At 61.1% G+C, this 12,694-nt stretch carries 12 protein-coding genes; 9 read left to right on the forward strand and 3 right to left on the reverse strand.

Features of this window, described 5'->3' with window-relative positions:
- Positions 1 to 10: 10 nt before the first annotated feature.
- Complete coding sequence (locus MJP36_RS00750) at positions 11 to 418, reverse strand: RNA-binding S4 domain-containing protein (RefSeq protein ID WP_244384636.1); 408 nt, start codon at positions 416 to 418, stop codon at positions 11 to 13.
- Positions 419 to 534: 116 nt separating this feature from the next.
- On the opposite strand from MJP36_RS00750, the gene rimA reads away from it, so the two are divergent.
- Genes rimA through rimK form a run of 3 tightly spaced genes read left to right on the forward strand, consistent with a single transcriptional unit; the run spans position 535 to position 2,712 of the window.
- On the forward strand, positions 535 to 1,314 hold the full coding sequence (gene rimA, locus MJP36_RS00755) for a S6 modification regulatory phosphodiesterase RimA (RefSeq protein WP_161547667.1): 780 nt from the start codon (positions 535 to 537) through the stop codon (positions 1,312 to 1,314).
- 13 nt (positions 1,315 to 1,327) lie between these two features.
- On the forward strand, positions 1,328 to 1,810 hold the full coding sequence (rimB, locus tag MJP36_RS00760) for a retropepsin-like aspartic endopeptidase RimB (RefSeq protein ID WP_005783815.1): 483 nt from the start codon (positions 1,328 to 1,330) through the stop codon (positions 1,808 to 1,810).
- Positions 1,807 to 2,712: a 30S ribosomal protein S6--L-glutamate ligase gene (gene rimK / locus MJP36_RS00765; RefSeq protein WP_010214091.1), complete on the forward strand. Its 906-nt coding sequence runs from the start codon at positions 1,807 to 1,809 to the stop codon at positions 2,710 to 2,712. Before rimB ends, rimK begins: the two co-directional genes overlap by 4 nt.
- 81 nt (positions 2,713 to 2,793) lie before the next feature.
- Here rimK and MJP36_RS00770 read toward each other — a convergent pair whose 3' ends face one another.
- Complete coding sequence (locus tag MJP36_RS00770; protein WP_060754665.1) at positions 2,794 to 4,107, reverse strand: ATP-binding protein; 1,314 nt, start codon at positions 4,105 to 4,107, stop codon at positions 2,794 to 2,796.
- A 117-nt stretch (positions 4,108 to 4,224) separates the two neighbouring features.
- On the reverse strand, positions 4,225 to 4,965 hold the full coding sequence (gene ompR, locus MJP36_RS00775; RefSeq protein WP_090367501.1) for an osmolarity response regulator transcription factor OmpR: 741 nt from the start codon (positions 4,963 to 4,965) through the stop codon (positions 4,225 to 4,227).
- A gap of 356 nt (positions 4,966 to 5,321) precedes the next feature.
- Between ompR and MJP36_RS00780 the strand changes: the two genes are divergently transcribed.
- From MJP36_RS00780 to tauC, 6 genes are all read left to right on the forward strand, one after another.
- On the forward strand, positions 5,322 to 7,646 hold the full coding sequence (locus MJP36_RS00780; RefSeq protein WP_244384638.1) for a Tex family protein: 2,325 nt from the start codon (positions 5,322 to 5,324) through the stop codon (positions 7,644 to 7,646).
- The gene (locus tag MJP36_RS00785) at positions 7,646 to 8,029 is read left to right on the forward strand and encodes a PaaI family thioesterase (RefSeq protein ID WP_060754668.1); all 384 of its coding nucleotides are present in this window, start codon (positions 7,646 to 7,648) and stop codon (positions 8,027 to 8,029) included. Before MJP36_RS00780 ends, MJP36_RS00785 begins: the two co-directional genes overlap by 1 nt.
- Before the next feature lie 214 nt (positions 8,030 to 8,243).
- Positions 8,244 to 9,827 (forward strand): glutamate--cysteine ligase, encoded by a 1,584-nt coding sequence (gshA, locus tag MJP36_RS00790; protein ID WP_090367503.1) that lies wholly within the window; start codon positions 8,244 to 8,246, stop codon positions 9,825 to 9,827.
- Between the two features lie 257 nt (positions 9,828 to 10,084).
- Positions 10,085 to 11,062 carry a taurine ABC transporter substrate-binding protein gene (gene tauA, locus MJP36_RS00795; RefSeq protein ID WP_090367505.1) on the forward strand — a complete coding sequence of 326 codons (978 nt, stop codon included), beginning with the start codon at positions 10,085 to 10,087 and terminating at the stop codon, positions 11,060 to 11,062.
- A gap of 16 nt (positions 11,063 to 11,078) precedes the next feature.
- Positions 11,079 to 11,858, forward strand: a complete 780-nt coding sequence (gene tauB / locus MJP36_RS00800) for a taurine ABC transporter ATP-binding subunit (protein ID WP_060754671.1) — start codon at positions 11,079 to 11,081, stop codon at positions 11,856 to 11,858.
- Positions 11,855 to 12,694: a taurine ABC transporter permease TauC gene (gene tauC / locus MJP36_RS00805; protein ID WP_244384639.1), complete on the forward strand. Its 840-nt coding sequence runs from the start codon at positions 11,855 to 11,857 to the stop codon at positions 12,692 to 12,694. Before tauB ends, tauC begins: the two co-directional genes overlap by 4 nt.

The raw sequence follows: 12,694 nt of genomic DNA on the forward strand, positions 1-12,694 counted from the left end.
ACCGGCGACTTTATTCGTCACCGCCACTGCCACGGAACTTGAACAGATCGCGGCGTTGCTTCTTGCTCGGTTTCCCATCGGTACTGACCCCCAGAGCCCCCGCCTTGCGCATGGCTGCTGCATGCTCACGCTTGGCGATACTCGCATCAGTCTCGGCATACAGCGTCTGAGCCTCGGGCGCGCCACGTCGTACAATCGACAGAGCCTGAACCACAATGGCCTTTTCATCAAAGCCGGTACGAATCTGGAACTCATCCCCTACGCGCGGTTCCTTGCCCGGTTTGCAGCGCTCGCCCCGGTGATGCACCTTGCCACTCTCGATGGCTGCCTTGGCCAAGGCACGGGTCTTGTAAAAACGTGCGGCCCATAGCCACTTGTCCAAACGGACTTTTTCGTCCTCTTCCTGCTTCTGAGCCACTTGAATTCCTCTCGCTGAAAAATGTCGCAACTTAACCGTTGAACCCCTTCGACGCATAAACCCCAAGGCTCACCTAAGATACGCCAGGTAGCACCCTGTTTTCGCGAGGATACGCCGTGACCGACTTCCCCGTTTCACTCACCTCGCCTGGCCAACGCTGCGTGGGCTGCCAGCAAAGCGAGCCGCTGGGTTTCGACTTCGCTTTCGCCTACCAGCCTATCGTAGACCTTCGCGATCATTCCATTTTCGCCAACGAGGCCCTGGTACGGGGGGTCAATGGCGAAGGGGCGCTATCGATACTGGCGCAAGTCAACGAGAGCAACCGTTACCGCTTCGACCAGCGTTGCCGCACCCAGGCGATCGCCGGCGCAGCGGCATTGGGGATGCAAACCCACCTGTCCATCAACTTCATGCCCAATGCCGTCTATCGGCCAGAGCTGTGTATCCGCAGCACTCTAGAGGCGGCTCGGGCACATAACTTCCCGCTCGACCAGCTGATTTTCGAGACACTTGAAAACGAGCATGTAGATAACTATCGCCATTTGACGAATATTCTGCGTGAATATCGCGAATTCGGTTTCAAGACCGCCATCGACGATTTCGGCGCGGGCTATTCGGGGCTGAATCTGCTGGCCGATTTCCAACCTGACTTGATCAAACTCGACATGGCGCTGATCCGCGATGTCGATCAGGATCGTGTCCGTCAGGTGATCGTCCAGGGGATTGTCACAATTTGTGAGCAGTTGGGCGTTACCGTCATCGCCGAAGGCATTGAAAGTGCCGGCGAGCGCGACTTCCTGTCCGACTGCGGAATATTTCTGATGCAAGGCTTCTGGTTCGCCAAGCCTGCATTCAAAGCCCTGGCCGAGGTTTCCCCTCACGCCTGGGCGAATTGACCGGTTACCTATATTGAAGACATTTGACCATTTGACCGTTGTGGGTCTGCGCGAGTGGGTGGCCCTCCCTGATTTGGGGGTGGCGGGCCTGCGCGCGAAGATCGACACCGGCGCCAGCACCTCAAGCCTGCATGCCACCGATATAGAGCCCTTTGAGCGTGACGGTGAAAAGTGGGTTCGCTTTACCGCGCACCTGGGCAGCGTTGTCCAACTGCGTCACCGCCGTTGTGAAGCGCCCCTGGTGACGATGAAAACCATCAAGAGCTCCAACGGGCATGCGCAGGTGCGATACGTGATCAGCACTACGTTGGCGCTGGGTGACCGGGTATGGCGGGTGGAGTTCACCCTGGCCTGCCGCAAGGCCATGCGTTATCGCCTGTTGCTCGGTTCCAAGGCGTTGATTGACGGCCAGTTGGTGGTCAATCCCGGCGTCAAGTACGTTCAAGACAAGCCGGTGTTCCCGGTCTCAACTATTTCTGCCCCAGGTGCTGCATGAAGATCGCTGTGCTGTCGCGAAACCCGCGTCTGTATTCCACCCGCCGCCTGGTTGAGGCCGGTACCGAACGTGGCCACGAAATGGTGGTGATCGACACGTTGCGGGCCTACATGAACATTGCCAGCCACAAGCCCCAGATCCATTACCGGGGCAAGCCACTGGAGGGTTTTGATGCGGTGATCCCGCGCATCGGTGCCTCGGTCACTTTCTACGGCTGCGCGGTGTTGCGTCAGTTCGAAATGATGGGGGTATTCCCCCTCAATGAATCGGTAGCCATCGCACGCTCGCGGGACAAGCTGCGCTCGCTGCAACTGCTCTCGCGTCGCGGGATCGGCCTGCCGGTTACCGGCTTTGCCCACTCACCGGATGACATCCCTGACCTTATCGACATGGTCAACGGCGCGCCGCTGGTGATCAAGGTGCTGGAAGGCACCCAGGGCATTGGCGTGGTGCTGTGTGAAACGGCAACGGCCGCTGAATCGGTGATCGAGGCATTCATGGGCCTCAAACAGAACATCATGGTGCAGGAATACATCAAGGAAGCCGGTGGCGCGGATATCCGCTGCTTCGTAGTGGGCGACAAAGTGATTGCGGCGATGAAGCGCCAGGCCAAACCAGGGGAGTTCCGCTCCAACCTGCACCGTGGCGGCAGCGCCAGCCTGATCAAGATCACCCCGGAAGAACGCATGACCGCGCTGCGCGCCGCCAAAGTGATGGGGTTGAGCGTGGCGGGTGTGGATATCCTGCGCTCCAACCATGGCCCCCTGGTGATGGAGGTGAACTCGTCACCGGGCCTGGAAGGCATCGAGACCACCACGGGCAAGGATGTGGCGGGGATCATCATTCAGCATCTAGAGAAGAATGGCGGCCCGAATATGACCCGAACCAAAGGCAAGGGCTAATGAAGCAGCTGCAAGCTGCAAGAGAAGGCAGGCTGCTTCTTCTTGTGGCTTGTAGCTAATAGCTTGCAGCTGCTCCTATACCTATACCGCATCTCTAGGCAGCATCAAGCCAAGCGGCAGGCGCACACGAGCCTCCAGGCCACCTTCCTCACGATTACGCAGCTCAACATTGCCTCCGTGCATCGAGGCAATCCGCCGCACAATCGCCAACCCCAGGCCTGTGCCTTTGCCCCCACGGGCACGATCGCCACGGGTGAAGGGGTTGAAGATACCTTCCAGTTCCGCCGGGTCGATCCCCGTACCTCGGTCCATCACACTCAGCACGACATAGGGTGCGGCGCTGTCGCCGGACACGTAGGCCGCCACTTCCACATCTGAACCGGCATGATGCAAGGCGTTACCGATGAGGTTGTTCAGCAGACGCTTCATCGACACCCGACGCAGCGCAAACGGTTGGATCGGCTCCAGACGCATGCGCACCTGCTCACCGTTCTGGTTATAGGGGGCCACGACTTCACGCACCAGGTCCGTGAGGTCGACTTCTTCAACCACTTCATCGCGGCCATCACGGATAAACGCCAGGAACTGATCGAGAATCGCGTCCATGTCCTCGATGTCGCGGACCATGTCATCCGTCAGATCGTTGTGACTGCCCATCAATTCCAGGGACAACCGCAAGCGCGTCAATGGCGTGCGCAAGTCATGGGATACGCCCGCCAGCATCAGCTCGCGCTCGCGACCCGCCTGCTCGACATCCTCCGCCATCTGGTTGAACGCGCTGTACACCTCAGTCATCTCACTGGGCGTATCACTGACCGGCAGGCGCACGCTACGCCCCTGCCCCAGTTGGCGGGCTGCGAACACCAGGCGTTTCAGGGGCTGGTTGAGCTGGCGCACGAAAATCCAGGCGGATGCGGTAGAAAGCAAACCAATGGCCAGGAACCATCCCAACACGTTCCAGATCTTCTGCCCCCGCAGCGGATGCGGGTACAGCGGTACTTTCAGCCAATCCTGGCCCAGGCTGGGCGCCCTCACCCATAGCGCAGGCGACACATGCATGCGCAGCCGCACCTCGGTGTCGTCCCCCAGCTCGGCCTGCATCTGTCGCTGGTAGATCTCGCTGTAGGGCCAATGCTGTTCGCCCTCCGGCACACCCGCACCCGCCACGCGAACCAGCGTCGCGGCCTTGGCGATCTTCTCGCGGTTCTCCGGGTCGGCAGCCCAATAGGCGCGCAGGGTCAGGGCGACGCCGTGACTGTATTGCCGATCAACCAGCACGTCTTCGTTCATCAGCAGATAAACCAGCGTGAGGGCCTTGGAAAACAGAACGACGATCAGCACCAGCCAGAGCGTGCGGGAAAAGAAACTTTGCGGGAACCACAGCGGGGTTTTCATAGAGGACAGCTAGATACCTTGCAGGAACGAGGGGCGCTCGCAGAATTGCAGACGCCGGGCATCCCGTTGACTCTCATGGAGCCAAACACCGAAATACCCGCCCCTGCAAATCATGGATCAACTGGTTTTATTGCCATCCGGCACGAATACATAACCCACGCCCCACACCGTCTGGATATACCGCGGCTTGGAAGGATCAGGCTCGATCATCCGGCGCAGACGGGAAATCTGCACGTCGATGGAACGCTCCAGGGCATCCCACTCCCGGCCACGGGCCAGGTTCATCAGCTTGTCGCGGGTCAATGGCTGGCGCGCGTTCATCACCAACGCCTTGAGGACCGCGAATTCGCCGGTGGTCAGCATGTGCACTTCATCGCCACGCTTGAGTTCACGGGTGGCCAGCGACAATTCGTAGTCGCCAAAAGTGACGCTTTCGTCTTCGCTGCCTGGCGCGCCCGGTACCGGCGGAGCCTGGCGACGCAATACCGCCTTGACCCGGGCCATCAATTCGTCCGGGTTGAATGGCTTGGCCAGGTAATCATCAGCGCCAAGCTCAAGGCCCTTGATGCGGCTCAGCTCATCGCCCTTGGCGGTCAGCATGATGATTGGAATCTGGTTGTTCGCACCGCGCAGGCGCTTGCACGCGGTCAGGCCGTCTTCGCCGGGCAGCATCAGGTCGAGTACGACCAGGTTGAACACTTCGCGCCCCAACAGGCGATCCATCTGCTCGGTGTTCGGCACCGCGCGGGCACGGTAGCCCTTGGAGTTGAAGAAGCGCTCCAGCAGGCTGCTCAGCCCTGGATCGTCGTCAACGATGAGAATTTTTTCGCCTTCAGCAGTTTGTACAGTGCTGCTCATTGGATGCTCCTCTTATCTCGGCGCGCATTATGGCTTAGGTGCCGTTATACGCACCGTGTGCATTGTTAGCAGATTTTTCCTCTGCCGCCAGCGAACCCGCGTGCGGCGACCAGCGGCGCAGTACCACCCAAGGTCGGAACGCTGGTTATAATGCGGCGCCTTCGTGCAGGGCAACGTCAGATCGTTACCGTTTACTGCCGGGCTTTTTTTCACCCGCTTGTCGTGATTTTTTCAATTTCGAGGGTCAATAGGCTGCCTCTTGACCCAGGCAGCGGCGCCAGACGGGCCGCTCAACCAGCCTTGCAAGCCTTGTTTTCCGGGCCTGCAAGCTGCTTTCAAGAATTTCAGGTGGTTTTATGGACAGCATCAACAGCCGCATCGCCGAGGAACTCGGTGTACGCCCACAGCAGGTCGAAGCGGCCGTCGCTCTACTGGATGAAGGCTCCACGGTGCCCTTCATCGCCCGTTACCGAAAAGAAGTGACCGGCAGCCTCGACGACACCCAACTACGCCACCTGGAAGAGCGCTTGCGCTACCTGCGAGAACTCGACGAACGGCGCATCAGCATCCTCGCCAGCATCGAGGAACAGGGCAAGCTGACCCCACAACTGGAACGCGACATCAAGCTCGCCGACACCAAGACCCGCCTCGAAGACCTCTACCTGCCATACAAGCAAAAGCGCCGTACCAAGGGCCAGATCGCCCTGGAAGCCGGCCTGGGTGAGTTGGCCGACAGCCTGTTCAACGACCCATCGCTGACCCCGGACACCGAAGCGGCCCGCTTCGTCAATGCCGACAAAGGCGTCGCTGACGTCAAGGCCGCCCTCGAAGGCGCCAAATACATCCTGATGGAGCGCTTCGCCGAAGACGCCAGCCTGCTGGAAAAACTGCGCACCTTCCTCAAGCAGGAAGCCACGCTCAGCGCCCGCGTCATCGCCGGCAAAGAGGAAGAAGGCGCCAAGTTCCGCGACTACTTCGAACACGACGAACCGCTCAAAAGCATGCCGTCCCACCGTGCGCTCGCCATTTTCCGTGGCCGCAACGAAGGCATTCTCAGCTCCTCACTGAAAGTCGGTGACGAACTGCCGGGCACCATGCACCCGTGCGAAGGCATGATCGGCCAGCAATTCGGCATCCAGAATCAGAATCGTCCTGCGGACAAATGGCTCGGTGAAGTCGTGCGCTGGACCTGGAAGGTCAAGCTCTACACCCACCTGGAAACCGATCTGCTGGGCGAGCTGCGCGACGGCGCTGAAACCGAGGCGATCAACGTGTTCGCCCACAACCTGCACGACCTGTTGCTGGCCGCCCCGGCAGGCCCGCGCGCGACCCTGGGCCTGGACCCGGGCCTGCGCACCGGTTGCAAGGTCGCCGTGGTCGATGCTACCGGCAAGCTGCTCGACCACGCCACCGTGTACCCCCACGTACCGCACAACAAGTGGGACCAGACCCTGGCGATCCTGGCCGCCCTGTGCGCCAAGCACTCAGTGGACCTGATCGCCATCGGCAACGGCACCGCCAGCCGCGAAACCGACAAGCTGGCTGCCGAACTGATCAAAAAATACCCAGCCATGAAGATGACCAAAGTCATGGTCTCCGAGGCCGGTGCTTCGGTGTACTCGGCGTCGGAATTGGCATCCAAGGAATTCCCGGACCTCGACGTGTCGATCCGTGGCGCGGTGTCCATCGCCCGTCGCTTGCAGGACCCGCTGGCCGAACTGGTGAAGATCGACCCTAAATCCATTGGCGTCGGCCAGTACCAGCACGACGTGTCGCAGCTGAAACTGGCACGTGGCCTGGACGCGGTGGTAGAAGACTGTGTGAACGCCGTGGGCGTGGACGTAAACACCGCATCCGTAGCGTTGCTGGCGCGTATTTCCGGCCTCAACGCCACCCTGGCCCAGAACATCGTCACCCACCGCGATGAAAACGGTGCCTTCAAAACCCGCGCCGCGTTGAAAAAAGTCGCACGCCTGGGTGAAAAAACTTTCGAACAGGCCGCCGGCTTCCTGCGCGTGATGAACGGTGATAACCCGCTGGACGCGTCCGCAGTCCACCCGGAAGCCTACCCGCTGGTACAGCGCATCGCCGCCGAGACCGACCGCGACATCCGCTCGCTGATCGGCGACGCCGCTTTCCTCAAGCGCCTGGACCCGAAGAAGTACACCGATGAAACCTTCGGCGTGCCTACCATCACCGACATCCTGCAAGAACTGGAAAAACCTGGCCGCGACCCACGCCCCGAGTTCAAGACCGCTGAATTCCAGGAGGGCGTCGAAGACCTCAAGGACCTGCAGCCGGGCATGATCCTCGAAGGCGTAGTCACCAACGTGACCAATTTCGGTGCCTTTGTGGATATCGGCGTGCATCAGGACGGTTTGGTGCATATTTCCGCGCTTTCGGAGAAGTTCATCAAAGACCCACGCGAAGCGGTTAAAGCCGGTGACGTGGTCAAGGTCAAGGTCATGGAGGTCGACATCCCACGCAAGCGCGTCGGCCTGTCGATGCGCATGAGCGACACCCCAGGCGAGAAAATCGACGGCGCCCGTGGTGCCCGCCCGGGCTCGGCACCGCGCCAGTCGCAAAACAACGCGCCACGCAAGGAAACCGCGAATGCCGCACCGAGCAACAATGCCATGGCCTCACTGTTCGCCAATGCCAAACAGTTGAAGAAACGCTGATGGAAATCCCGGCCGGCTTGACCCAAAGCGCGTTCAGCGAGCTGATCGGCTGCCGCCTGCAACGCCTGGACGAGGGCGTTGCCGAGGTGGCCCTGACCCTGGAGCCGCAACTGCGCAACCGCGCGGGCAAGCTCCATGGCGGGGCGATTTTCAGCCTGGTGGACATTACGATGGGGCTGGCCTGCTCCAGCTCCCATGGGTTTGACCAGCAGAGCGCGACCATCGAGTGCAAGATCAACTACATCCGTGCCGTGTCTGACGGTGACGTGCTGTGTACCGCCCGGGTGCTCCACGCGGGTCGACGCACATTGGTGGTCGAAGCCGATGTGTATCAGGACGAACGATTAGTCGCAAAAGCACAAGGCACGTTCGCTGCCCTATAGCTCCCCACCCTCGATTTGAGTTAATTTCGGCGCTGCGATAACAGCGTCGGAATTTTCTTGCTGCGCTATAGCCCAATTCATGGAGTGAAGTCGGCTTTTACTGATCGGGTCATATCGACTCTAAACCAGGCGATCACGCCAGTTTTAACTTCACCCTTGTAGACCGTCCTGCCTACCCCCATATTGGGGCGACTGACGCGTGAAGGAATCCAACTTGAGCGAACTTCTCAACCGCCGCCTGGCCTTGCTCGGCAAGCGCGAACACCTCTCCCTGCTAGAGCAGTGCTTGCACGGCATCGAGCGCGAATGCCTACGTGTCACAGCTGAAGGTCGCCTGGCGCAAACACCGCACCCTGAAGCCCTGGGCGCCGCGTTGACCCACGAACAGATCACCACCGACTACTCGGAGTCGCTGCTGGAGTTCATTACTCCCGCCCTGCCCGACCCGGCCGACACCCTGAGCAGCCTCGACAAGATCCACAGGTTTGCCTACACCAAGCTCGGCAGCGAATACCTGTGGAGCCCCTCGATGCCGTGCCCGTTGCCGGCCGAGGAAGACATTCCGATTGCCTACTACGGCACCTCCAATATCGGACAGCTCAAGTACGTGTACCGCAAGGGCCTGGCCCTGCGTTACGGCAAGACCATGCAATGCATTGCCGGCATCCACTACAACTTTTCCCTGCCGGAAGCGTTGTGGCCGTTGCTCAAGGAGACCGAAGGTTTCGTCGGCACCGACCGTGACTACCAGTCCGATGCCTACATCGCGCTGATCCGCAACTTCCGCCGCTACAGTTGGCTGCTGATGTACCTGTTCGGTGCCTCGCCGGCCCTCGACGCCGGTTTCCTGCGCGGTCGCTCGCACCAGTTGGAAGTGCTGGACGCCGACACCCTGTACCTGCCTTACGCCACCAGCCTGCGCATGAGCGACCTGGGTTACCAGAGCAACGCCCAGGCCGGCCTCACGCCGTGCTACAACGACCTGGCCAGCTACACCGATAGCCTGCGCACGGCGGTGGCGACGCCCTACCCGCCGTATGTCGAAGTCGGCACGCATAAGGACGGTGAGTGGGTTCAGCTCAACACCAACATCCTGCAGATCGAAAACGAGTACTACTCCAACATTCGCCCCAAGCGGGTGACCTACACCGGTGAGCGGCCGATCCAGGCGCTGATGGCCCGTGGCATCCAGTACATCGAAGTGCGCTGCCTGGACATCAACCCGTTCCTGCCGATGGGTATCGACCTGCCGGAGTCGCGTTTCCTCGACGCCTTCCTGCTGTACTGCGCCCTGAACGACAGCCCGCTGTTCGCTAACAACGCCTGCGGCAACGCCACGTCCAACTTCCTCAGTGTGGTCAAGGAAGGTCGCCGCCCTGGCCTGCAGTTGCAACGCGACGGGGCGGCGGTGGACATGAAGCAATGGGCCACCGAATTGCTGGAAAAGATCGCACCGTTGGCCGCGCTGCTGGATGAGAGCCACGGCATCACCGAGCACAGCCAGGCGCTGGACGCCCAGTTGGCGAAGGTCAAGGATTCGTCCCTGACGCCGTCGGCCCAAGTGTTGGCGGCAATGGCCGAACGTAAAGAGAGTTTTGCGCAGTTCTCCCTGCACCAGAGCCAACTGCACGCTGAACACTTCCGCAAAGAACCGCTGCCGGCGCAAGAACAGGCGCGCTTTGAGGAGCTGGCACGCACGTCGCTGGCACAGCAAGCGGAGCTGGAACAGAACGAAGTGGGCGACTTCGATGTGTTTGTTGGCTCGTACCAAGCCAGCATCCTGGCCATCAGCAACTAAAGAGACTTCAGTAGTGAGCGGGCTTGCCCCGCGCTGGGTGGCGAAGCCGCCCCAAACCCAGGCACCTCGGTCCCACTGACACACCGCGGCGTCCGTATTTTGGGCGGCTGCGCCACCCAGCGCGGGGCAAGCCCGCTCACTACAGGTCAGCGTTCTTCTCATAAGCTAATTCTAATAAGTTATTTATTTTAGAGTTCTTAGATCATTTAGTCTCCTCACACGCCGACCCTCGGCCGCCTGATTGAGGAGCATCCCCTTTGAAACGTTTAATCCCACTGCGCCTTCTGGCGGCGTTGTCCCTGGCCGGTGCCAGCCTGTTTGCCCAGGCGGCGGATGTGACGATCGCTTACCAGACCACCGTAGACCCGGCCAAAGTCGCCCAGGCCGACGGTGCTTATGAGAAAGCCACCCAGGCCAAGATCAACTGGCGCAAATTCGACAACGGCGCCGACATCATCGCCGCCATTGCCTCCGGTGACGTGCAGATCGGCTACCTCGGTTCGAGCCCGCTGACCGCAGCCATTACCCGCAAAGTGCCGGTGCAAACCTTCCTCGTCGCCACCCAGATCGGCGGCGCCGAAGCCCTGGTGGCGCGCGATGGTTCGGGGATCAACAGCCCGCAGGACCTGATCGGTAAAAAGGTCGCCGTGCCGTTTGTCTCCACTGGACACTACAGCCTGCTGGCGGCGCTGAAACACTGGAATATCGACCCGTCCAAAGTGACCATCCTCAACCTCGCGCCACCGGCAATCATCGCCGCCTGGAAGCGTGGCGACATCGACGCGACCTATGTCTGGGACCCAGCCCTGGGCGTAGCCAAGGAAAACGGCAAGGTGCTGATCACCTCCGGCGAACTGGCCAAGCTCGGCGCACCGACCTTCGATGCGTGGATCGTGCGCAAAGACTTCGCCGAAAAGCACCCGGAAATCGTCAGTGCGTTCGCCAAAGTCACCCTGGATGCCTATGCCGCCTACCGCAAAGACCCACAAGCCTGGCTGGCCGATAAAGGCAACGTCGACAAGCTGGTGAAGCTCTCCGGCGCCAAGGCCAGTGATATCCCCCTGCTGCTGCAAGGCAATGTCTACCCGCTGGCCGCTGACCAAGTGACCCTGCTGGGCGCACCGACCACCCAGGCCGTGACCGACACGGCAGCGTTCCTCAAGGAACAAGGCAAAGTCGACGCCGTACTGCCGGACTATGCACCTTACGTCAGCGCCAAATTCATCACCCACTGATCGGGAGTCCATAGCGATGGCCTTGCTACAACTGGAGCGCATCAGCGCACAGTACCCAGGCGCCACATCACCGGTACTGGCTGACATTTCACTGGACCTGGGGCCCCAGCAGTTGCTGGTCGCTCTCGGCCCGTCCGGCAGTGGCAAGACCTCGCTGTTGAACCTGATAGCCGGTTTCGTCGAACCCAGCGCCGGGCGCATCACCCTGGACGGCGTGCCGGTCAAAGGCCCCAGCGCCGAACGTGGCGTGGTGTTCCAGGATGACGCCCTGCTGCCCTGGCAGGACGTGCTGGCCAATGTCGGCTTCGGTCTCGAACTGGCCGGTGTGCCCAAGGCACAACGTGAAGTGCGCGCCCGGGAAATGCTGGCCCTGGTGGACCTGGCGGGTTTCGACAAGCGCCGTATCTGGCAACTTTCCGGCGGCCAGAAACAACGCGTGGGCCTGGCCCGTGCCCTGGCGGCCGACCCTCGTGTGTTGCTGATGGACGAGCCCTTCGGCGCCCTCGATGCCTTCACCCGCGAACAGATGCAGGAACTGCTGCTGCAGGTCTGGCGGCGCACGGCCAAGCCGGTGTTCCTGATTACCCACGACATCGAAGAAGCGGTGTTCCTCGCCACTGATTTGATCCTGCTGGCCCCCAACCCTGGCCAGATCGTCGAACGCCTGCACCTGGACTTTGGCCAGCGTTACGCCGCCGGCGAATCGGCGCGAGCCATCAAGTCCGACCCACGCTTTATCGAAACCCGTGAGCACGTGCTGGGCAAAGTGTTCTCGCAACGGCAGGTGCGCGCATGAGCAGTTACGAACTTTCCTCCAACACCACCGCCAAGCGTCCGGCGCATGCGGTTATCGCGGTGCGTCGCAGCCTGAGCACGCGCTGGATCAGTGTGCTGACCGTGGTAGCGCTGCTGACGCTCTGGTGGGCCGTCACCGCCACTGGCTTGATCGAACCGCTGTTCCTGCCGCCACCTTCTGCGGTGCTGCAAAAAGGCTGGCTGCTGGCGACCACGGGCTACATGGATTCCACCTTGTGGCAGCACTTGGCAGCGAGCTTGAGCCGTATCGGCCTGGGCCTGGGCTTTGCGGTGCTGACCGCCGTGCCGGTGGGCATCGCCATCGGTGCCAACCGTATCGCTCGCGGCATTCTCGACCCGCTGATCGAGTTCTACCGGCCTATCCCACCTTTGGCCTACCTGCCGTTGATCGTGATCTGGTGCGGCATCGGCGAGTTGTCCAAGGTGCTGCTGATTTACCTGGCGATCTTTGCGCCGATCGCCATCGCCACGGCGACCGGCGTGCGCACCGTCGACCCGGCCAAACTACGCGCCGCGCAATCGCTGGGCGCCAGCCGCGCCCAGTTGATTCGCCACGTGATCCTGCCGAGCGCACTGCCCGACATCCTTACCGGTGTGCGCATCGGCCTGGGCGTGGGCTGGTCGACCCTGGTCGCCGCCGAGCTGATCGCCGCCACCAGCGGCCTGGGTTTCATGGTGCAGTCGGCGGCGCAGTTCCTGGTCACCGATGTGGTGGTGCTGGGGATTCTGGTGATTGCCCTGATCGCCTTCGCCATGGAAATGGGCCTGCGTGCCCTGCAGCGTAAATTAGTGCCTTGGCATGGCCAGGCACACTGA

It is taken from the genome of Pseudomonas palleroniana (assembly GCF_022836895.1).
In the GTDB taxonomy this organism is placed as follows: Bacteria; Pseudomonadota; Gammaproteobacteria; order Pseudomonadales; family Pseudomonadaceae; genus Aquipseudomonas; species Aquipseudomonas palleroniana.

Bases quoted from the DNA above. Each gene is read 5' to 3' on its own strand.
- MJP36_RS00785 (WP_060754668.1), top strand. From the start codon at position 7,646: ATGGAAATCCCGGCCGGCTTGACCCAAAGCGCGTTCAGCGAGCTGATC.
- ompR (WP_090367501.1), bottom strand. From the start codon at position 4,965: ATGAGCAGCACTGTACAAACTGCTGAAGGCGAAAAAATTCTCATCGTT.
- rimK (WP_010214091.1), top strand. From the start codon at position 1,807: ATGAAGATCGCTGTGCTGTCGCGAAACCCGCGTCTGTATTCCACCCGC.
- tauC (WP_244384639.1), top strand. From the start codon at position 11,855: ATGAGCAGTTACGAACTTTCCTCCAACACCACCGCCAAGCGTCCGGCG.
- tauB (WP_060754671.1), top strand. From the start codon at position 11,079: ATGGCCTTGCTACAACTGGAGCGCATCAGCGCACAGTACCCAGGCGCC.
- MJP36_RS00770 (WP_060754665.1), bottom strand. From the start codon at position 4,107: ATGAAAACCCCGCTGTGGTTCCCGCAAAGTTTCTTTTCCCGCACGCTC.
- MJP36_RS00780 (WP_244384638.1), top strand. From the start codon at position 5,322: ATGGACAGCATCAACAGCCGCATCGCCGAGGAACTCGGTGTACGCCCA.